Source organism: Mediterraneibacter massiliensis, assembly GCF_001487105.1.
In the GTDB taxonomy this organism is placed as follows: Bacteria; Bacillota; Clostridia; order Lachnospirales; family Lachnospiraceae; genus Mediterraneibacter; species Mediterraneibacter massiliensis.
On the sequence record NZ_LN913001.1, the window covers coordinates 2,098,281 to 2,119,708 of the forward strand.

At 45.4% G+C, this 21,428-nt stretch carries 19 protein-coding genes, 1 tRNA gene and 1 riboswitch; of the genes, 2 read left to right on the forward strand and 18 right to left on the reverse strand.

From position 1 onward, the window contains the following. Nucleotides 1–49: 49 nt before the first annotated feature. From BN3282_RS14180 to BN3282_RS14190, 3 genes are read right to left on the reverse strand one after another with little or no spacing between them, the layout of a single operon-like run. The gene (locus tag BN3282_RS14180; protein WP_059070170.1) at nucleotides 50–1,972 is read right to left on the reverse strand and encodes an NAD(+) synthase; all 1,923 of its coding nucleotides are present in this window, start codon (nucleotides 1,970–1,972) and stop codon (nucleotides 50–52) included. 11 nt (nucleotides 1,973–1,983) lie between these two features. Beyond that, nucleotides 1,984–2,859, reverse strand: a complete 876-nt coding sequence (gene hslO / locus BN3282_RS14185; RefSeq protein ID WP_059070547.1) for an Hsp33 family molecular chaperone HslO — start codon at nucleotides 2,857–2,859, stop codon at nucleotides 1,984–1,986. Between the two features lie 4 nt (nucleotides 2,860–2,863). Then, a complete protein-coding gene (locus BN3282_RS14190; protein ID WP_059070171.1) occupies nucleotides 2,864–3,637 on the reverse strand; it encodes a class I SAM-dependent DNA methyltransferase in 774 nt (257 codons plus the stop codon). A 166-nt stretch (nucleotides 3,638–3,803) separates the two neighbouring features. Then, a riboswitch (M-box (ykoK) riboswitch) is annotated at nucleotides 3,804–3,974 on the forward strand. A 160-nt stretch (nucleotides 3,975–4,134) separates the two neighbouring features. Here BN3282_RS14190 and mgtE point away from each other — a divergent pair. Continuing rightward, nucleotides 4,135–5,466, forward strand: a complete 1,332-nt coding sequence (mgtE, locus tag BN3282_RS14195) for a magnesium transporter (RefSeq protein WP_059070174.1) — start codon at nucleotides 4,135–4,137, stop codon at nucleotides 5,464–5,466. A 106-nt stretch (nucleotides 5,467–5,572) separates the two neighbouring features. Here mgtE and BN3282_RS14200 read toward each other — a convergent pair whose 3' ends face one another. From BN3282_RS14200 to BN3282_RS14245, 10 genes are all read right to left on the reverse strand, one after another. Then, nucleotides 5,573–6,598, reverse strand: a complete 1,026-nt coding sequence (locus BN3282_RS14200) for a branched-chain amino acid aminotransferase (protein WP_059070176.1) — start codon at nucleotides 6,596–6,598, stop codon at nucleotides 5,573–5,575. A 125-nt stretch (nucleotides 6,599–6,723) separates the two neighbouring features. Then, entirely contained in the window at nucleotides 6,724–7,230 is a 507-nt protein-coding gene (gene ilvN / locus BN3282_RS14205) for an acetolactate synthase small subunit (RefSeq protein WP_059070178.1), read from the reverse strand. A gap of 11 nt (nucleotides 7,231–7,241) precedes the next feature. Beyond that, nucleotides 7,242–8,960 carry a biosynthetic-type acetolactate synthase large subunit gene (ilvB, locus tag BN3282_RS14210; RefSeq protein WP_059070181.1) on the reverse strand — a complete coding sequence of 573 codons (1,719 nt, stop codon included), beginning with the start codon at nucleotides 8,958–8,960 and terminating at the stop codon, nucleotides 7,242–7,244. A gap of 344 nt (nucleotides 8,961–9,304) precedes the next feature. Next, the gene (locus BN3282_RS14215) at nucleotides 9,305–10,132 is read right to left on the reverse strand and encodes a metal ABC transporter permease (protein ID WP_059070183.1); all 828 of its coding nucleotides are present in this window, start codon (nucleotides 10,130–10,132) and stop codon (nucleotides 9,305–9,307) included. Continuing rightward, nucleotides 10,125–10,865, reverse strand: coding sequence for a metal ABC transporter ATP-binding protein (locus tag BN3282_RS14220; protein ID WP_059070186.1), 741 nt, complete (start codon nucleotides 10,863–10,865; stop codon nucleotides 10,125–10,127). The genes BN3282_RS14215 and BN3282_RS14220 overlap by 8 nt, the downstream gene beginning before the upstream one ends. A gap of 18 nt (nucleotides 10,866–10,883) precedes the next feature. Beyond that, nucleotides 10,884–11,921 carry a metal ABC transporter substrate-binding protein gene (locus tag BN3282_RS14225; protein ID WP_059070549.1) on the reverse strand — a complete coding sequence of 346 codons (1,038 nt, stop codon included), beginning with the start codon at nucleotides 11,919–11,921 and terminating at the stop codon, nucleotides 10,884–10,886. Next, entirely contained in the window at nucleotides 11,905–12,393 is a 489-nt protein-coding gene (locus BN3282_RS14230; protein ID WP_059070187.1) for a dihydrofolate reductase, read from the reverse strand. Before BN3282_RS14230 ends, BN3282_RS14225 begins: the two co-directional genes overlap by 17 nt. A gap of 18 nt (nucleotides 12,394–12,411) precedes the next feature. Continuing rightward, nucleotides 12,412–13,260, reverse strand: a complete 849-nt coding sequence (thyA, locus tag BN3282_RS14235) for a thymidylate synthase (RefSeq protein ID WP_059070189.1) — start codon at nucleotides 13,258–13,260, stop codon at nucleotides 12,412–12,414. An 18-nt stretch (nucleotides 13,261–13,278) separates the two neighbouring features. Then, entirely contained in the window at nucleotides 13,279–13,713 is a 435-nt protein-coding gene (locus BN3282_RS14240; RefSeq protein WP_059070191.1) for a MarR family winged helix-turn-helix transcriptional regulator, read from the reverse strand. Between the two features lie 62 nt (nucleotides 13,714–13,775). Beyond that, nucleotides 13,776–15,062: a homoserine dehydrogenase gene (locus BN3282_RS14245; RefSeq protein WP_059070194.1), complete on the reverse strand. Its 1,287-nt coding sequence runs from the start codon at nucleotides 15,060–15,062 to the stop codon at nucleotides 13,776–13,778. A 171-nt stretch (nucleotides 15,063–15,233) separates the two neighbouring features. Here BN3282_RS14245 and BN3282_RS14250 point away from each other — a divergent pair. Further along, nucleotides 15,234–15,306, forward strand: a tRNA-Gly gene (locus BN3282_RS14250). Between the two features lie 64 nt (nucleotides 15,307–15,370). On the opposite strand, the gene BN3282_RS14255 is transcribed toward BN3282_RS14250, so the two are convergent. From BN3282_RS14255 to BN3282_RS14275, 5 genes are read right to left on the reverse strand one after another with little or no spacing between them, the layout of a single operon-like run. Beyond that, nucleotides 15,371–16,324, reverse strand: a complete 954-nt coding sequence (locus BN3282_RS14255) for a DNA/RNA non-specific endonuclease (protein ID WP_059070196.1) — start codon at nucleotides 16,322–16,324, stop codon at nucleotides 15,371–15,373. 3 nt (nucleotides 16,325–16,327) lie between these two features. Beyond that, nucleotides 16,328–18,115 (reverse strand): aspartate--tRNA ligase, encoded by a 1,788-nt coding sequence (gene aspS / locus BN3282_RS14260; protein ID WP_059070198.1) that lies wholly within the window; start codon nucleotides 18,113–18,115, stop codon nucleotides 16,328–16,330. Nucleotides 18,116–18,138: 23 nt separating this feature from the next. Then, nucleotides 18,139–19,389: a histidine--tRNA ligase gene (hisS, locus tag BN3282_RS14265; protein WP_059070200.1), complete on the reverse strand. Its 1,251-nt coding sequence runs from the start codon at nucleotides 19,387–19,389 to the stop codon at nucleotides 18,139–18,141. After that, a complete protein-coding gene (gene hemZ / locus BN3282_RS14270; RefSeq protein WP_059070202.1) occupies nucleotides 19,386–20,780 on the reverse strand; it encodes a coproporphyrinogen dehydrogenase HemZ in 1,395 nt (464 codons plus the stop codon). Before hemZ ends, hisS begins: the two co-directional genes overlap by 4 nt. A gap of 20 nt (nucleotides 20,781–20,800) precedes the next feature. Beyond that, entirely contained in the window at nucleotides 20,801–21,424 is a 624-nt protein-coding gene (locus BN3282_RS14275) for an MBL fold metallo-hydrolase (RefSeq protein ID WP_059070551.1), read from the reverse strand. Between the last annotated feature and the right edge of the window lie 4 nt (nucleotides 21,425–21,428).

Genomic DNA, 21,428 nt, shown 5'->3' on the forward strand with positions numbered 1-21,428 from the left:
CTCCAAACGCCCCTTTCTATACGATCGCTTTCTGTCTGGAATCTGCCCTTTACAGCCCCTTATACAGCTCTTTTATCTCCTGCAGCCAGACTTCTGCACTGGCATCACTAGGCATCCTTAAATCTCCCCGTGGAGACAATGCCACTGTTCCGATCTTCGGTCCGTCCGGCAGGCAAGATCGCTTAAACTGCTGCGAAAAGAAACGTCTTACAAAGGTCTCCAGCCATTTCAAGATAATTTCTTTCTCATAGATATCTTCAAACGTATACACTGCAAGACGGAATATTTTCGCAGGATTATAGCCAAAACGGAGCATATAATACAAAAAGAAATCATGCAGTTCATATGGCCCTACCAAGTCCTCTGTCCGCTGTGCGATGTCTCCCTCCTTCGGAGGAAGAAGTTCAGGGCTGACCGGCGTATCCAACACATCATAGAGCACATCTTTTAATTCTTTGTCTTCTGTCTCATCCGCAGCATACTGCACAAGATAACGCACTAATGTTTTCGGAACAGAGGCATTGACTCCGTACATAGACATATGATCTCCGTTGTAAGTTGCCCATCCCAACGCCAGTTCCGACATATCTCCGGTTCCAATGACCATGCCTCCCATCCGATTGGCAATATCCATCAGCACCTGAGTCCGCTCCCGTGCCTGCGCGTTTTCGTACGTAACGCTGTGCTCGTTTTCGCTCTGCCCAATGTCTCTAAAATGCACTCTGACCGCTTCTGCGATCGGCACTTCCTGAAGTGTCGCTCCTACTTTACATGCCATATGGCAAGCATTCTGATACGTCCGATCCGTCGTTCCAAAACACGGCATGGTCACGGCAATGATCTCCTTTTTATCCCGGTTCAGCATATCAAACGCACGGGCTGTCACCAGCAGTGCAAGGGTAGAATCCAAACCGCCGGAGATCCCGACGACGGCTGCTTTCGCTTTCGTATGTGCAAGGCGCTTTTTCAGGCCTAACGCCTGCATCTCCAAGATTTCTTCACAGCGGATCCGACGCGTCTGTTCATCAGAAGGCACGAATGGCTTAGAAGGAAATTTTCTTGTAAGTTCGGTCCGTTCCATTTCTACATGAAATGGTATCCGCATAAGACGCCTTTCTTCTGCCACTTGAAAAGTCGTATTTTTTCTGCGTTCTGAAAGCAGCCTTTTTACGTCTATCTCTGTATAAATGATTTCATTTTTAAATCGCCTTGCCTCTGCAAGCACCGTACCATTTTCCGCGATCATATTATGCCCGCCGAATACCACATCCGTTGTAGATTCACCCTCCCCTGCATTCGCATACACATATCCTGCGAGCAGCCGGGCAGACTGTCCTTTGATCAAATCTCTTCTGTACATATCTTTTCCAACAGTCTCATCACTGGCAGAACAGTTGACCAGGATCACAGCGCCTTCTCTCGCCGCCTGTATGCTAGGCGGAATTGCAGACCAGACATCCTCACAGATTTCCGCGGAAACCAGCAGATGTTCGTCCGTATCTGCCTGAAACAGAAGCTGCGGCCCAAAAGGAATCTGCTGTCCCTCAAACAGAATCTCCCTTGCTCTTTCAGGTCCTGGCGTAAACTGACGCATTTCATAAAACTCTCCATAATTTGGCAAAAAGGTTTTCGTCGTCAGTCCCAGGATCTTTCCTCTGTTTAACGCTGCCGCTACATTGTATAATTTTTCTTCTACATAGAGCGGCACACCAACAAAGATTAAACCGTCTTTGTCTTTTGTAAATTCCGCTATCTCAAGCAAGGCTTCCTTCGCCTTTTCTAAAAGTATATCCTGTGAAAACAGATCTCCGCATGTATACCCTGTTACGCATAATTCCGGAAACACAATGATCTTGGCATGTTCTGCCGCCGCTGTCTCGATCGCCTCACATATTTTTTTCGTATTGTATGCGACATCTGCTACTCTGATATCCGGTGTCGCCGCCGCTGCTTTTACAAATCCGTCTTTCATCTTTTTCCCACCTATCTGCTTTTCTTTAACAACTCTTTCAATTCTTCTACGGTGTATGCATATGCTGTATTACAGAAATGACATTTTACTTCGATTTCTTTTCCTTCCTCTATCATAGACTGGATTTCTTTTCGCCCAATACTGATGATTGCTTTCTCTATGCGCTGTTTGGAACAGTTGCAGTAAAACTGTGCCGGAAGGGTATCTGTCACTTCTACATCCAGTCCGTCTAATACTTGCTCCAACATTTCCTGCGGTGTATGTCCATTGTCAAGCATGGCCGTCACTGAGTCAATTTTCTGGATATTCTGTTCCAGTTTATCCAACACGCTATCCTCGATAAACGGCATGACCTGTACGATAAATCCTCCTGCGCACCGCACCGTATTGTCCTTCTCCATCAAAACACCCAGTCCCACAGAAGAGGGCACCTGTTCGGAAGTCGCAAAATAATAGGTCAGGTCTTCTGCGATCTCCCCGGTCTGCAAAATTGTCTGTCCTGCATAAGGCTCTTTTAAACCCATATCCTTTATCACGTTTAAGAAGCCTGCACCAAGGGCTCCGCCCACATCCAGCTTTCCATTTTTAGGCGGCAGCAGCACTTCTGGGTTGACTACATATCCCTTTGCTCTTCCCTGGCTGTCCGCCGTCACTGTCATTCCTCCGATCGGACCGGAACACTTGATCTGCAGCGTCAGCATATCTGTCTCATTTTTCATCATACTTCCCATCATCACACCGCCGGTCAGCAGGCGGCCCAAAGCGGCTGTGGCGACAGGGCTCGTCCCGTGTCTTCTCCTTGCTTCTTCCACCATCTCTGTGGTTGAAGCGGCAAATGCACGGATCTGTGTATGTGCCGCTGTTGCTCTTACAATATAATCTTTCATCTGTCTATATCCTTCCTTTTTCTTTTCCATGCTCTCTGGCAATGACATAGAGACGTTCACTCTCCTGTGCAGGCGGTTTCCTCGTAAATGCGTCATACGCCGCCACAAACTCCATTCCTGCACGTTCTATGAAATGCTTTATTTCCTCTAAAGTATACGCCTTCTGGTAGTGTATTTCCTTATATTTTCTGTACAAATCTTTTTCCTCTGTACAGCGGATGAAAAGACTCAGATCATACTCATTGATCTTCTCTTCCTCATAATAATAATTGTCCCATATGAAACTGCATTCTTCCCGGTTCTCTGCAATTGTCCTGTCTCCTAGGATTTCTTTATACTTATACTCTGTATTCAGATCAAAGATAAAAACACCTCCGGGATCCAAATAATTGTTCACCAGAGAAAACACCCGTTTAAGATCCTCCGCTTCTGTAATATAATTTATGGAATCGCAGATACTGACGACCGCGCGCACAGTTCCATAAAGTTCGAATTCTCTCATGTCCTGCAGCAGATAAAGAATATCCTGTCCGGACTTTTCTTTCTTTTCCATAGCCAGTTCCAACATTTCCTCTGCGTTGTCCACGCCGATCATATCGTATCCGTATCCGGCGAGGATCTCCGTCATGGTGCCCGTGCCGCATCCTAAGTCCAGCACCAGACCATCTGCAGCGCCATATTCTGATAAAAGCCCGCGCAGATACACGCCCCATTCTTCATAGGGTACGTTATCCATAAAAGCATCATAAACCGATGCAAAACTTGTATATGTTTCCACTTATATCCCTCTTTTATCTTTTCTTTCCCCAGCTTTATATCCTCTGCCGGATATTGTGCCTTCTGGCTATTATAACATAGACTCTCCCGGCAGTACAACGAATTAAAATCATTTTTTCCTTGACACCTTTCTTCTTTCGCACTACAATGATTAGGTAGAAATTGAATAGATATTTCGGTAGGTGAGGTTACCACAGGGATTGGGTTGATTCCTTAAGATTGCTGCCGCAGGATTGTGGAGACACAATGAGCTGGTTAGCAGGCTATGTCGTGAAGGCATAACCTAATGCAATTATTATGCCCTGTGATACTAAAGCTTGAACGGTAAGAAGAACATAGAAAGACTTTGCATTGTTCAGGCAGTGTATGGTCTTTTTTATTTTCTGTATACTCTCCCGCTGAACCGATTATAGATAGGAGGTGAGGTTATGGACTCTGGCGCCAGTTATCACTCGTGTAACCCAATAAAAATACATACAGAAATAAGAGGTATAAACTATGAACAAAGATATTTTTGTAAAACTTCTCGAACAGCGCCAGTTCAAGGCTGTGAGAAGTATTTTGGATGTCATGAACGAAGTGGACATAGCCTCCCTTCTCTCCGTTCTCAATGACAAAGAACTTGTACTTGCTTTCCGCCTGATCCCGAAAGATAAGGCCGCAGAGGTATTTGCCAATATGAGCAGCTCCATGCAGACTTATCTGGTGGAGATGTTTACGGAAAAGGAATTAAAAGAACTGCTGGACGATCTATATATGGATGATACGGTAGACATACTGGAAGAACTTCCCGCGAATCTGGTCAGCCGTATACTGGACGCCGTCAGTCCATCCGACAGGCTGATGATCAATGAATTGTTAAACTATCCAGATGACAGCGCCGGAAGTATCATGACTACAGAATATGTAGACATACGCAAAACAATGACCGTCGCGCAGGCTATGGCACATATCAAAGAAACAGGTATACACAAGGAGACCATCTATACCTGCTATGTCACAGAACGCCGTCAGCTCATCGGCATCGTGTCGGCAAAAGAGTTAATGACGGAAGATGACAACATGCGGATCGAAGAATTAATGGAGACAGAGATCATCTCTGTCCACACACATACAGACCAGGAAGAAGTCGCGCAGCTTCTGCGAAAGTATAACCTGCTTGCGCTTCCGGTACTGGATGCGGAAAACTATATGGTAGGGATCGTCACATTTGACGACGCGATGGATGTCATGGTCGAAGAAACCACTGAAGATATTACAAAAATGGCTGCCATGAGCCCCAGTGAGAAGCCCTATTTTGCGACTTCTGTATTCGCTCATGCAAAACATCGCATCCCCTGGCTTCTCGTCCTGATGTTCTCCGCCACAGTCACCGGCACCATTATCACACGCTATGAGAATGCCTTTGACGCAGTTCCTCTTTTAGTCTCTTTTATTCCCATGCTGATGGATACCGGAGGCAACTGTGGTTCTCAGAGTTCTACCCTTGTAATCCGGGGAATTGCACTGGATGAGATTCATTTTCGCGACCTGTTCAAAGTACTTTTCAAAGAATTTCGTATCTCTTTAATCGTCGGGCTCGTGCTGGCAGCGGCCAACGGCATCCGAATCTTTATCATGTATCAGAATGTTACCCTTGCACTGGTGATCGCACTTTCACTTGCTGCTACAATCGTTGTAGCAAAACTCATCGGCTGTCTCCTGCCGCTATGCGCCAAGCAAGTTCATCTGGATCCGGCGATCATGGCCTCGCCTTTGATCACGACATTGGTAGATACGTTTTCGATCTTGATCTATTTTACTATAGCTACACATTTTTTCAATCTATAAATATGCTCCCTTCTAAGTAACAAGTTTTTTATTATTTCACTTGTCTGCCTAGAAGGGAGCAATTCATTCTATTTTCTGTTTTTATTTTTCTTAATACGCCTGTTTCTTATTCGATCACTTTGATCCAGCCTTCCGGTGCCTCGATATGTCCCATTTGGATCCCGGTCAGTGTATCATAGAGTTTCTGGATCGTCGGTCCCATTTTCTCCATTCCACTTGGGAAGCAGATTTCTTTTCCATGGTCTACAACCTTGCCTACAGGAGAGATCACTGCCGCCGTTCCGCACAGACCGCACTCTGCAAATTCTTTCACTTCCTCGAAGTATACGTCTCTTTCCTCTACTTCTAACCCCAGATAATGTTCTGCTACATACAAAAGAGAGCGTCTTGTGATAGAAGGCAGGATCGTATCCGAATGAGGGGTAACTACTTTATGATCCTTTGTGATAAAGATAAAGTTTGCGCCCCCTGTCTCTTCCACCTTTGTCCTAGTTGCGGAATCCAGATACATATTTTCATCAAATCCATTTGCATGTGCTGTGACGATCGCATGCAGACTCATAGCATAGTTCAGACCTGCCTTAATATGCCCCGTCCCGTGCGGCGCAGCACGATCAAAATCAGACACACAGATCGTCAACGGTTTTACACCGCCCTTGAAATAAGGACCGACCGGTGTAGTAAAAACACGGAATTGATATTCATCCGCCGGTTTTACACCGATCACTGGATTGATTCCAAACATATACGGCCTTATATATAATGTTGCGCCGGAACCGTATGGAGGTACATACGCCGCGTTTGCTCTGACTACCTGTTCCACGGCATCTACAAACCGTTCTGCCGGAAATGGCGGCATTTCCAGTCTCTTTGCAGAATCTATCAGTCGTTTTGCATTCAGATCCGGTCGGAAAGTCACAATATGGCCATCCTCTGTCGTATATGCTTTAAGCCCCTCGAATACAGTCTGTGCATACTGTAATACTCCCGCACACTCATTCATCACAATATTGGCGTCTTCTATCAGCGCTCCGTCATCCCATTTGCCGTCTTTAAAATTCGCAACATACCGCTTCTCTGTAGGAATATAACCAAACCCTAAATTCTCCCAGTCAATCTTTTTTTTCTCCATATAGACTCCTCCATTCCTCTACACTGAACGGATATGGAACTCCTGTCATCCAGTGCTCTTATCTGCTCTTTGCTTTCCCTAGATTATAATACTTTACATCTTAAAAATCAAGAGTGCGCTCTGTTTTATCTTTCCATCATGCTGATAGACTCGATTCCCACGCTTCCTCCCCGCACCACTTCAATGCTTTTAAATTCCTCTTTCATTAACTTCACTACGGCGTCATTTTTGGTTGCTGTCTGGACAAATTCTACAAGCAGGCTGTCTTTTCCATAGTCGATCACCTTTGCCTTAAAAGTCTCTGCGATCTGGAACACTTCCACTTTATCCTGGGGAGAACATTTCTCCACTTTTATATAGAGGATTTCCTTCATCCGCACAAAAATATCTGTGAAATCTATGACTTTGATCACCTCTATCATCCGGTTTAGCTGCTTCTTTATCTGTTCAAACGTCTCATCATCACTGACTGTTGCGATGGTCATCCTGGACACAGTAGGATCCTCGGTCGTCCCTACTGTCAGACTATCCAGATTGTAAGACTTGCCTGAAAATAACCCGGAAATTTTCGAAAGTACACCTACCTGATTTTCCACATACAAGGAAATCCATCTTTTCTTCATTCCATCCATCGTTCTTCCTCCTAACAGTCCATGATCATATCTTCCAGCGTTCCGCCCGGCTGTATCATCGGATATACCATTTCCTCCGGGTCAATGATAAATTCGATCAATGTGGGCACTTTTGTATTTTTCTTAGCCTCCTTGAACGCTTCTCTTATGTCTTCCTTCTTTGTCACCCGGATCCCTTTTGCCCCATAGCTCTGCGCCAGCTTTATAAAATCTGGCGTATACCCTGGCATTTCTTCTCCTTGTGTTCTGCGATAAAGAGCACCGGCGCGCAAATTAGTCATCCCATAACGCTTTCCGTAAAACAGTTTCTGCCACTGACGGACCATGCCCAGATACTCATTATTAAACACACAGAGGATCAACGGCAGTTCTTCCAGCACCGCGGTCGCAAATTCCTGTATATTCATCTGCATGCCCCCGTCTCCGGAGATCGCGATCACCGGAATATCCGGATTCCCTATCTTCGCTCCTATGGCGCCCGGAAATCCATATCCCATCGTTCCAAGCCCACCGGACATGACCAGCTGCTTTTTCTTCGTGATCTCTACATATTGGCTTGCGAACATCTGATGCTGTCCTACATCTGTCACGATGATCGCCTCATCAAACTGCTGATTGATTTCTTCTATGATATCCTGCGGTCCCATCACAGCACGCTTTTTCATCTTCAGCGGATGTTCTTCCTTCCAGGCAATGATCTGCTTTAACCAGCTTTCCGTATGGCACATATCTACATACTCCCGCATCTTTATAACTGCCTCTCTGGCATCTGCCACGATCGGCACATCCACATGGATATTCCGCGAGATAGAAGCCGTGTCGATATCAATATGTACGATTTGTGCCTTAGGCGCAAATGCATGCAGTTTTCCTGTGATCCGGTCATTAAAACGGGTTCCGATGGAAAAAAGAAGGTCACATTCACTGACTGCCATATTTGCCGCATAGGCGCCATGCATTCCCAGATTCCCCACAAATAAAGGATGGTCCGTAGGAATAGCTCCCCGCCCCATGATCGTAGTCACGACCGGAACTTTTGTTTTCTCTGCCACTTCCGCAAAGATCTTATTTGCGCGGGCAATATTGACGCCGCCTCCTGCCAAAAACAAAGGACGCTTTGATTTGTGCAGCATTTTGATCGCCCGTTTTAACTGTCCCACATGCACACTTGTGTTTGGCTTATATCCTCGGATATTGACCTCCGACGGATACTCCGCGCTTCCCAGTTCCGCCATCAGGTCTTTGGGCAGATCGATCAGCACCGGTCCCGGACGTCCTGTGCCAGCAATATAAAAAGCTTCCTTTATGATTCTTCCAAGATCTTCTCTGTTGCGTACCGTCACTCCATACTTGGTAATGCTTCTCGTGATCCCTACAATATCTACTTCCTGAAAAGCATCGTTTCCAATCAGATGTCTTGCCACCTGTCCTGTAAAACATACAAGAGGCACGCTGTCGTAATTAGCCGTCGCAAGTCCCGTTACCAGATTTGTGGCTCCCGGTCCGCTCGTCACTAGGCAAACGCCGACTTTTCCCGTCGTCCTCGCATAGGCGTCTGCCTCATGCACTAACGCCTGCTCATGTCGGGGCAGGATCACACGTATATCACTTTGTTTATACAATTCATCACTGATGTCGATCGTACAGGCGCCCGGATACCCAAAGATCGTATCGACTCCTTCCTCTTTCAGCGCCTTTACCAATAATTTATTTCCCGTTATCTGTCTCATCGCTTCCTCCTAATTACAAAAAACACCCTAAGCTTCATAAGCTCAGGGCGAATCTGTCATCCGTGTTACCACCTAAATTCAGAGAAATCTCTGCACTCTGCCAGCACAGGAACAATGTCCGATACTGTTTCCCTGTAACGTGGGAATAACGTTGGAGTCTACTTAGGATCCCTCCTCATCCCTGCATTTCTCTGCTTTTAAAAATACATACTCTGCCGGCAATACTATTTGCTGTCTTCCTAGACGATTTTATCTTACCGACAATGTATTTTTATTATAATTTGTATCTTTTCCTTTGTCAACGCTCATCTATTGATACATTTTAACAATATTATTGATATATTTTATCTTTTCCAGCCATTTTTAATCATGCCTAACACTGCGTAGATACAAAATGCAGCTATATTTAACAGTACCACGCTGGCTCCTGCAGGCATTGCGCAAAAATAAGACAAAGTAAGCCCTAATATAAGGCAGATGACTGAAAGGACCCCTGCGCTTATGATCACGCTTTTAAATGTCTTACACAAGCGCATAGAAGTCAGCGCAGGAAAGATGATCAAACTGGAAACAAGAAGCGCCCCCATCATCCGCATGCCGAGCACGATCGTAACTGCCGTCAGGATCGCGATCATCGTATTATAAAAATTTGCACGTACTCCCGTAGCAAGAGCAAATGTCTCATCAAACGTTACTGCGAATATTTTCTGATAAAAAAATACATATAGCATCAATACAATCGCAGATAAAAACAATCCCAGCTTCACGTCCTCATCATTCATAGCGAGGATACTGCCAAACATGTAGTTATAGACATCTGTGTTCATTCCCGTTGTTACAGAGATCAACATCACCCCTACTGCAAGAGAACCGGTAGAGATCATAGCGATCGCTGCGTCTCCTTTGATCCTCGTATTTGCACTCAGGCGCAAAAGCAGAATCGCCGCAAGAATGACAACAGGGATCGCCACGGACAAAGGCGCTGCGTTCATTGCGGTGGCTGCCGCCAAAGCGCCAAATCCCACATGGGAGAGTCCGTCTCCGATCATAGAATAGCGTTTCAGGACAAGACTGACACCCAAAAGCGCCGAACAAAGCGCCACCAGAGAACCTACCAGAAATGCCCGTACCATAAAAGGATAGGACAGCATCTGTATGACTGTCTCAAACATATTCCTCACCTCCTGCATTTCTTCCATCCGGCGCCGTTTCTCCTAGAAATGCCTTCCCGGCACGGCTTCTCTGGTATGCCGCAGCAGTTCCGAAAAACTGTGTATCTTCACTCAGGTGCAAAATATGGCTTGCATATTCGACAGCACTTTCTATATCATGTGAGACCATCACAACAGCGATTTTCTGCTTCGTGTTGATCTCATAGATCAGTTTATAGAACTCCCCTGTGACGATCGGATCTAATCCGGTAACCGGTTCGTCTAAAAGAAGCAATTTTTTTGTCGCGCACAAAGCCCTCGCGAGCAGGACACGCTGTTTCTGTCCACCAGAAAGATCCCGAAAGCACTTGTGAGAAAGATCTCGTATGCCGAGCAATTCCATCTTCTCATATGCCTGCTTTTTATCCTGGGCTGTATAAAACGGACACATCCCCCGGCTGTTTAATCTCCCAGACAGTACGACTTCATATACGCTTGCCGGAAAATCTTTCTGTGCATCTGTCTGCTGAGGCAGATATCCTATTTCCCTTTGTTTTAGCCCATCACCAAATAAGATCCTGCCCTTTTCTATCATCTTCAGCCCTAAAATGCTCTTTACGAGCGTACTTTTACCGGAACCATTTTCTCCTACGATACATAGGTAGTCCCCGGAATCTATCTGAAAATCCAGATCTTTGAGTACAGTCCGTCCTTCATAGCCGACTGACACCTTCTCGCATTTTATCAGTGCCATCTTGTAACGATTCCTCCTTTAGTCCAATGCCTCTTTCAGCGTTTCTACATTTTTCTCCATCATCGTATAGTATGTTTCTCCCTTTTCAAAATCTTCCGCCGAAATATTATGGCAGCTGTAAAATGTCATAACTTTGGCCCCTGTCGCCTCCGCGATCGCATTCGCTATATCTGCATTACTCAATTCCATTTTCAGTATGACAGGTATCTTTTCTTGCTTTGCTTTATCGATCAAAAATGCCATCGTCGCCGCACTCGGCTCTGTATCAGAGGCGCACCCTGGGAACGCGGCATAATAAGAAATCCCGTATTCCTCTGTAAAATACCGGAAAGGGAATCTGTCGCCAAACAGCAGCAAAGGATTGTCCGTTTCTTCTGTGATCTTTTTAAACCGCATATCCAACTCTGCAAGCTTATCTGTATAGGCAGCCGCATTTTCTTCATATACATCCCGCCTGTTTGGATCCTTTCTTATGAGGATTTCTTTGATCGCCTCCACAATCTGTACCGCATTCTTAGGAGAAGTCCAGACATGTTCGTCGATTTCATGTACGGAATGTACTTCTGCAGCATCGGACTGTACATTGTTTTCTTCTTCGTGAAAAAGTCCCCCTTCTTCTTTCATTCCTTCCACATGTTCTTCTTCATAAGTGTCTACACAGTCCACCAACCTTAGCGTCACTCTGTTTTCATCCGGCATGGAGGTCAGCATATCCTCCACCCATTCATCATTCTCTCCGCCCACATAGATAAAAATATCACTGTTCTCAATAGCGATCATATCCTGCGGAGTCGGTTCATAAGAATGTGTTTCTTCCCCCGGTTTCAGCAGCATCTTAAGTTCTACTTCTTCTCCCGCGATCTCCCGCACAAAATCATACTGGGGGAAGATCGTTGTCACCACACTTAGCTTTTCATCCGTTTTCTCTGCTGCGCCTGTTTGTCTGTCTGTCTGTTTAACAGCTGCAGTACAGCCCTGGCACAACAGCGCTGCGGCACATAAAAAAATAATCCAGGAAGAAAGAGTAGCTTTCTTCCTTCTACTTTTGCTGTTCATATTTCGTAAACCTGAATTCCAGATCAAAACAGGTTTGCTCCTCACCTTCTTCCGTCATCTTCCACTCTTTTTTCTCATCCAGATTCGGGAAAAATGTATCTGCCTCAAACACCCGGTCTATCTTCGTTACATACACTGTACTGCAAAGCGGAAGCAGCATACGGTAAACACTTTCTCCCCCGACGACAAAGATATCTTCTTTATATTTTTTCAGTTCTTCTTTTAATTCTTCTTCTGTGTGTACGACCACCGCATCTTTTACCGTATACTCTCGGTTTCCTGTCAATACGATGTTCACTCTGTTTTTCAAAGGTTTTCCTCCAGGGAAACTTTCTAATGTCTTTCGTCCCATCACGATCACCTTTCCGGTCGTTTTTTCACGGAAAAACTTCATGTCAGAAGGAATGCTTACAAGAAGTCTGTTCTTGTTTCCTATCCCCCAATTTCTGTCTGCTGCTACAATTGCCTGCATATATATTCTCCTTTCCTGCTACACTGCTACCGGTATGTTTTTTATTTGGGGATGCGTCTGATACTCCTCCAGACGTACGTCATCCGGCGTAAACGCGTAAAAATCTCGAATCTCCGGATTCAGCCAGAACACCGGCGCCGGCAGAGGTTCTCTTGCGATCAGCTCTTCGATCATCGGAATATGTCTGTCATAAATATGCGCATCCGCAATGACATGAACAAACTCTCCCACCTTCATATCACACACCTGCGCCAGCATATGCAAAAGCACGGCATACTGACATACGTTCCAGTTATTTGCCGTCAGCACATCCTGGGAACGCTGGTTTAATATTCCATTTAAAGTCAGTTTTTCACTGCCTTTTTCCTTTGTCACATTAAATGTCATACTGTATGCACATGGATAGAGGTTCATCTCATGAAGATCTTGATGTACATATAGATTTGTCATGATACGACGGCTGTAGGGATTGTTCTTCAGATCATAAATGACCCGGTCCACCTGATCCATCATTCCCTCTTTATAAGCGTGCTTTACGCCCATCTGATAACCGTATGCTTTCCCGATGGATCCTTCTGTATCTGCCCAGCTGTCCCATATATGGCTGTTAAGATCGTGGATATTATTCGATTTTTTCTGCCATATCCAGAGCAGCTCGTCTGTACAGCTTTTGATTCCTGTCCTTCTAAGAGTGAGCGCCGGAAATTCTTTTGAAAGGTCGTACCGATTGATGACTCCGAATTTCTTCACCGTATATGCCGGCGTTCCATCCTCCCATACAGGTCTTACTTTCTCCCCTTCCGTGCTTGTCCCATTATCTATGATATCTCTGCACATCTGTATAAAAACTTTATCTGCGTAACTCATATTTTCCTCCCTGCCTTTTTACGGTTCTGCAATATTATACAACATCTTTTCCAGTCCTTTTACGAGGGCTTCAATTTCTTTCTTTTTCATGCCCCTTGTAAGGTTTCTGTCCATCTTTTTTCTGTCTGTCTCCATCCTCCTCTGGATATCATATGCCTTCTCTGTCAGATAGATATTTTTTCTCCTCTTATCGACGGCATTCGGCACACAGAGGATAAATCCCTTTTCATCCAGTCTTTTCAATATTCCTGTCACAGTAGGATTTTTCAGGCTCAGATGCCGCTCCACATCTCTTTGGTTCACCTCGTCTTTGCTTGTATGGAACAGGTAGTCCAAAACCGCGCACTGGGAAGAAGTGATACCGATCGTGCGCAGTTTCTCATTTAAGTCTTTTTCAAACACATTATTGATCTGCTTTACCATAAATCCGATAGGCTGATTTCTTCTCTCCATCTGTGCTCCTTTCTCTATACAGACATCTGTAAAACGAAAATGCTCTTTTGGAAGCCCTCTTCCTATAAGTATGCCCGTATCACGCTGCTTATTTCATAGACATCTTCCAATTCTTCTAGTTCTTTTAAAGCATTCTTTATATAACCTTCCTTTACTTTGTCCGTTACAATGACAAGCTCTGCCTTCGTATCCTCTACATACTTCTGTACCACCCGCACGATACTGACCTTATGGTTTCCGAATATCTGGGTAATGCACGCTAGTACGCCTGGCTGATTTTTCACCTGCATACGCAGGAAAAATTTATTTTCCACCTCTTGAAACTCCTTGATCAGTGTCTCTTTATAACAGGTACAGCTGATCCTTCCAGTGCAGCCATATTGTATATCTCTTGCCACATCAATAACATCTCCTGCCACCGCGCTGGCCGTCGGAAATTCCCCTGCGCCTCTTCCATAGAACATGGCGTCGTCCACTGCGTCTCCATGCACAAATACGGCATTAAATGAATCTCGTACAGATGCAAGCGGGTGTTCTTTTTTCAACAGCATCGGATATACGCCTACTTCGATTCCGTCTGCTGTATTATGCGCCACACCCAGCAATTTGATCACACAGTCCAGCTCTTTTGCATAGGCGATATCTTTTTCTGTGATCTTTGTGATCCCTTCTGTATACACATTTCCAAAGACGACACGAGTATGAAAAGCGATGGATGCCATGATCGCCACTTTTCTGCCTGCATCCAGTCCTTCTATGTCCGCTGTCGGATCTGCTTCCGCATATCCCAATTCCTTTGCCTTTTCCAGGGCGCTCTCAAAACTCATGTTTTCTTCAAACATTTTTGTCAAAATATAATTCGTCGTGCCATTTACAATGCCGACCACATCTGTGATCTCATTTGCCGCCAAACACTGTTTCAAAGGACGTATAATGGGGATCCCGCCTGCTACAGACGCCTCAAACAACAAATCGGTATGGTTTTCCTCTGCCGCACTTAAAAGTTCCCTGCCCTGCTCGGCGATCAGATCCTTATTTGCCGTCACTACATGCTTACCAGCGCGCAAAGCTTGCAAAATCATTGTCTTCGCCGGTTCTATCCCGCCGATCACTTCTATGACGATCTCAATTTCCTCATTTTCTAAAATTTCTTTCCAGTTATCTGTCAAAAGAGAGACGTCCACTCCTTCTCTTTTTCTATGCAGATCATGCACCAGGATTTTTACGATCTCAAGCTGCGCTCCAATCGTCTGTTCCATCACGTCTCTTCTTCTCTGTATCAATTTGTACACACCGCCGCCTACTGTCCCAAGTCCAAGCAGCGCTGCTTTTATCTTTTTTCTTTTCATCTTGCGTATTTGTCCTTTCTCAAGCGTTCATTGGGTCATATTATAGCATAAAAAAAGTATTCTCGGAACCCCTTCGGTTTTTAGGAAAAAATTTTAAAAAAGTTGTTGACATTCTAAATTTCTTGTAGTATAGTATTTATTGTTCCGGTCAACAAAGAACAAACAAAACATGCGACAGTGGCTCAGTTGGTAGAGTACGACCTTGCCAAGGTCGGGGTCGCGGGTTCGAACCCCGTCTGTCGCTCTTATAAAAAAACTGCTGATAAATCAGCAGTTTTTTTATTTCATAGGAAATTACTTTCTATTTCTTAAGGTTTACATCTTCCGCATGGTTTATATCCCTGCTCTATCAATGTTTCCCTGTCCGCAGTATACTCTTTTTTGTTCCTCTCTTTTATGGCAGACACACTGTCACAGTCCGGCAAGTGAAATCTATATGTATTCTGATTGAGGACATACGTTTTTTCTGCGTCAGCTCCATCCATCTTCGCTTCTTTATCCGGCTGTTTGTTCCCTTCTTCAGAGACTGCTTCCGCTTTTTTGCTCTCTCCCGTCTGATAATCTATGTCAATATCCGGCTGCACATTATAGACATATACATTGAAACAGATGCCTTTGCCTTCATCCTCTACCGACTCTGCTTCCATTTGTACGCCTGAGGCGACCAGATTCTCCTCCTCAAACACAGGAGTCACACGATACAGGACATGATTGCCTGTCTCTTTTACATACTCCGCAACCTGTTCTTCAAAGGGCAGCATCCCCTCTGTATTCATATATCTCGTCCCTGTGATCAAGTTTTCAGGATTGGCATTTTCCGCCGTCAGCTGATACCCGATCAAATGGCACCTATTGTACAAATAATTTCCATCTATCCCTGCATACTTCACCGTATGCCATCCTGTCGGCTTTACTTGTCCGATCGCCCCGCGTTCCTCTGTAGGCATCGTCTCTTTTCCTACACATGCCTGCACTGTCTGGCAGCGTCCGAGATCGTCCAGTTCTCCATAGTCTTCATAAGGTTCTGTGGTAAGTTCCTCTTTTGTAAACTCCGGTTCTCCTTGATTTATCTCTACGTAAGGCTGATCTGTATAGGCTGGGATATCCGCCAGCGTTACTGTCTCTTCCGCCGCTTTTTGCCCTGTCTGGGACTGCGAAGAAGCTGTCCTGCCATCTTGCGGCAGTTGTCCGCAAGATGGCAATGCAACAGAAATAAAAAGGACAAGGCATACGAACAGCCACTTTTCTTTTATCCGCCTCATCTCTTATTCTGCCTTTACTCTTTCAAGCCCCAGCTCGATCAGCTGTTTTTCATCTACAATACTGGGAGCTTCCGTCATCAGACAGGACGCGTCCTTCACTTTCGGAAACGCGATCACATCACGGATGCTGTCCTCTTTAGCCATCAGCATAACGAGGCGGTCCAGACCATAGGCAAGTCCTGCGTGCGGCGGAACACCATACTTGAAAGCATCCAGCAAAAATCCAAACTGACTGTATGCCTGCTCCTTGGTAAACCCTAGTACTTCAAACATTTTTTCCTGCACGTCATCCTGAAAAATACGGACGCTTCCGCCTCCGATCTCATTTCCGTTGAGTACGATATCGTACGCTTTCGCGCGTACTTTCCCTGGGTCTGTATCCAGAAGCGCCAAGTCTTCTTCCATCGGCATCGTAAATGGATGATGCATTGCTGTATACCTGTTCTGTTCGTCGCTCCACTCTAAAAGTGGGAATTCTGTGATCCAGATAAACTTATATTCCTTTTTGTCAAGCAGTTCCATCTGTTTGGCAAGTTCCAGACGAAGGGCGCCCAGGCTGTCCCACACGACCTTATTCTTATCTGCCGCAAATAAAAGCAGATCTCCCGGCTGTCCATCCATCGCCTGCACAAGCTGTTCCATTTCTTCCTCTGTCAGGAATTTTGCAAAAGAGGATTTCACAGTTCCATCCTCCTGGATCGCTGCATAGGCCAGCCCCTTAGCGCCATAATCCTTCACAAAGGCCGTCAGCTTGTCGATCTTCTTTCTTGGCATCGCGCCCTGCCCTTTCGCATTGATCCCGCGCACGCTTCCGCCGTTTTCGACAGCGCCTGTAAAGACACCGAAACCACAGTTTTTCACAACATCCGTGACATCTGTCAGTTCCATTCCAAAACGAACGTCCGGCTTGTCAGAACCAAAACGATCCATCGCTTCCTGCCAGGTCATCCGCGGGATCGGAAGGGGAACATCTACATCCAGTACTTCTTTAAATACTTTTGCCAGCATACGTTCATTGACATCGATCACGTCCTCCACATCTACAAACGATAATTCCATATCGATCTGCGTGAATTCCGGCTGCCTGTCCGCGCGCAGATCCTCATCACGGAAACATTTCGCGATCTGGAAATAACGGTCATACCCCGAACACATCAACAGCTGCTTATAAATCTGCGGCGACTGCGGCAGACCATAAAAACTGCCAGGATGAATACGGCTCGGCACCAGATAATCTCTCGCTCCTTCCGGCGTACTCTTTCCAAGCATCGGCGTCTCAATCTCTAAAAAGCCTTCTTCAGAAAGAAACTGACGCACTAAGTTCGCTACCTGGCTCCTGAGCATTAGATTCTTCTGCAGATCCGGTCTTCTAAGATCCAGATATCGATATTTCAGGCGCACTTCTTCCCTTGTCTTTGCATTTTCTTCAATTGGGAACGGCGGTGTCTCAGACTCTGATAAGATGCGTAGTTCATGAGGGATGATCTCGATCTCCCCTGTAGAGAGATTTTCATTGACTGCGCCCGAACGTCTCTGTACTGTTCCGACGATCGCTACCACGTATTCCGCGCGTAAGCCTGCTGCCTTATCAAGCAGCGCCTTGTCTGCTTTTCCTTCCTCGAATACAACCTGTATGATGCCAGAACGATCCCTGACATCTACAAAGACCAGCCCTCCTTTATTTCTGTTCTTCTGCACCCATCCCATAATGGTAACTGTCTTTTCTATATCTGCTGCGGACAGTTCCCCGCAGCGGTGGCTTCTCTTCAGCCCCTGCATTGATTCTGCCATGATCTTTCTTTTCCTTTCTGTGCTTAATCTTTGTATATCTCTGTAATATCCGTGTATCCTTGTTCTTTCAGCTGTTCTTTCTGGAATTTTTTATTTTTCTTCATATTTACGAGCATGACCTGTTTTCCATTCATCCGCGCTTCTCTTGCCATTTCCAGAACCTTCAGGGTAGCTTCCTTTGAAAGATTTTTCTCCAATAAGAATACTTTCTTCTCCTTTCCGGATGGTATAGAAAAGCCGCGTTCCATAAGAAGCATTATGATCCGCTCAAAACCAATGGAGAAACCGACAGCCGGCGTATCCTGACCGGTAAATTTTCCGATCATCTTATCATAACGTCCGCCGCCGCCGACCGAACCGCCGAACTCGTCCATTGCGATCTCAAAGATCGTTCCTGTATAGTAGGACATCCCGCGCACCAGCGTAGGATCAAAACAAATCTTGAAATCCGCCTCTTTGGCACTTTCTACGCTTGTGATGATCATTTCCAGTGAAGCCGCCGCTTCATCCTCAAGAAAGCCCTGTAATTTTTCCTTGCACCAGCGAACGCCTTCCACATCGTTCCGGATTTCTTTAAATAATTGTAAATACTTATCCACCGCTTCTTTCGCATATCCACATTCCTCTAACTCTGCCGCCACGCCGTCGATCCCGATCTTGTCCATTTTGTCCAGAATAATAAAGACCGTCTCGTAGTCTTCCTCTTTAAAACCGCTGTATGCCGCCATTGCCTTTAAAAATCTCCGGTCATTGATACGGATGGTAAAGTTTTTAAACTCCAATTTCCCCAGCAGACAGGTCGTTGCCAGGATAAGTTCTATCTCTGCCAGGCTGCCAGGTTCTCCCAAAATATCAATATCGCACTGCATAAACTGACGGAATCTTCCTCTCTGTGGACGATCTGCTCTCCACACATTTCCCATCTGTAAGGCCTTAAAAGGAGCCGGCAATTCATTCGCATGATTTGCATAATATCTGGAAAGAGGCACTGTCAGATCATATCGAAGTCCTCCGTCTGCCAGATCGGCTTCTTCTTTCGCTTCCCCGATCTTCAGCTTCTCACCACGCTTTAAGATCTTAAAGATCAGCTTTTCGTTGTCTCCGCCCTGCTTGCTCAACAGATTTTCCAAATGCTCCACACAAGGCGTCTCAATAGAAGAAAAACCAAAAGATTTATAGGTTTCTTTAATCAGCCCGATCACATAATCTCTGATCTCCATTTCTGCAGGCAGCATATCTTTCATACCTGTGACTGGTTTCTTTTTTAATGTCATAGCCATTCTCCCTTTCGTTCTATCATTTCATCAATACGTTCAATATATTCCGTAATATTCTTCACATTTGCGATACGGATAAGATTTGTTTCTTTCCCATTTTCCAATTTTCTCTTTTCCGGCAGTACGATCTTGGTCGTCGCTCCTGCGCCTGCCGCAAGGATCGTCTGTTTTTCTTCCATAATAAGTATATTGTATATTCCTGCTTTGTCAACCTTTGCGTACCCTACATTTTCAAAATTCCCCGCGATATTTTTCTGTCGATATAGATAATATGGCTCCATAGACATCCGTTTCGCAGCCTCTGCAGCCGCCTCCACCATAATCTCTATTTCCCTGCCCTGCATCTGGATCCGTCCTTCCTGTCCAAATTTCGCCGCTCTTTTAATGGCAAGTGCATGTACAGTCAAGCTGTCCGGCGAAAGCCGCTCGATCTGACGCAGCGTATCTTTCATATCGCCGGCATCTTCACCCGGAAGCCCTGCGATCAGATCCATGTTGATATTATCAAATCCCACCTTACGTGCCAGATAAAAACTTTCTGTCACGTCTTCGGCGGTATGCTTCCTTCCTACCAGCTTAAGCGTTTTTGTCTGCATCGTCTGTGGATTGATGGAAATACGCGTCACCGGATAATTTCGCAATACCTGCAGTTTTTTCTCTGTGATACTGTCCGGGCGTCCTGCCTCCACCGTATATTCCATGCAGCTTTCCATTGGAAAGCTCTCCGCAACGACAGACAAAAGCCTGTCAAGCTGAGAGGCAGACAGTGTCGTCGGTGTACCGCCGCCGATATAGACGGTATCCAGTTTTCTATCAGCCGCCATCCTTCCCAACGCCCGTATTTCTTTACACAGCGCCGCAAGATAGGCATCTGTCCTTTCACGCCACTGATCGATAGGAGAAGAACTAAAAGAACAATAAGAACAAATACTTGGGCAAAAAGGAATCCCTACATAAAGACTGAAGCCCTTTTTCGTATCTAGTTTTCTTAGCAATCCTCTCTCTTTTTTTGCGATCGCCACTCCCAGACGAGCCTTTTTTTCACTGATGAAATACGTCTCTTTCAAATACCTCACCGCCTCGTCCTGCGTATTTCCCGCTTCGATTGCCTGCATAGCCAACTTCGTCGGACGCACGCCCGTAAGCATTCCCCAGGCAAGCTCTCTGCCTGTCATTTCTGACAAATGCCGGTAAACACTACGAATCACATTCTCTTCTTTTTCTTCCCTGCGGACACAAAAAGAAGAGCCTCCATCTGCACTGAATTTCACAAGAGGCTCCTGGTTCTCATCTACCTGCTGCACAATTTCTTCCTGCGGGAAAAATGCCTTTACAAGATGATACACATTATACGTATATTTGTTTTTCTGACTGCTTATTTTAATCATCTGTGCTTCCTCTGCCGCATCTATCTCACAAACGGATTGTATGCTTTTTCATATCCGATCGTTGTGGTTTCCATATGTCCCGGGAATACTGCCGTCTCATCCGGCAGCACAAACAGCCTTTCTTTCACGGAACGGATAAGCTTTCCAGAACTTCCGGTGGGAAGATCTGTCCTCCCGATGGATTCTTTAAACAGCGTATCTCCTGAAAAAAGTACTTCTTCCTCCGGAAGATAATAGCAGCATCCGCCAATGGTATGTCCCGGTGTATATAAAACGTGTATCTTCACGCCTGCAACACTACGTTCTTCGTTATCTTTTATATACTGCGCCTGCTTATATGTATAAGCACTTCCATAGGAAGAAGACGCGTTTAACCCGGCATCTTCAAGCAGTTTTCTCTCTTCCTCAAAGGCATAGACTGGAACCGGAAACAAAGCCGTGAACCAGTCAATCCCCATGATATGGTCAAAATGACCATGTGTCAAAAAAAGCGCTTTTATCCTCAGCCCTTCTTCTTTTATATACTCTGCCATAGGCGTAGATTTTCCTGCTATATCTACGACAAACGCCTCTTTCGTTGCAATGTTGCTCACAATATAGCAGTTTGTCCCTACGATTCCTGTTACAAAATTCTTTATCTGTATATGT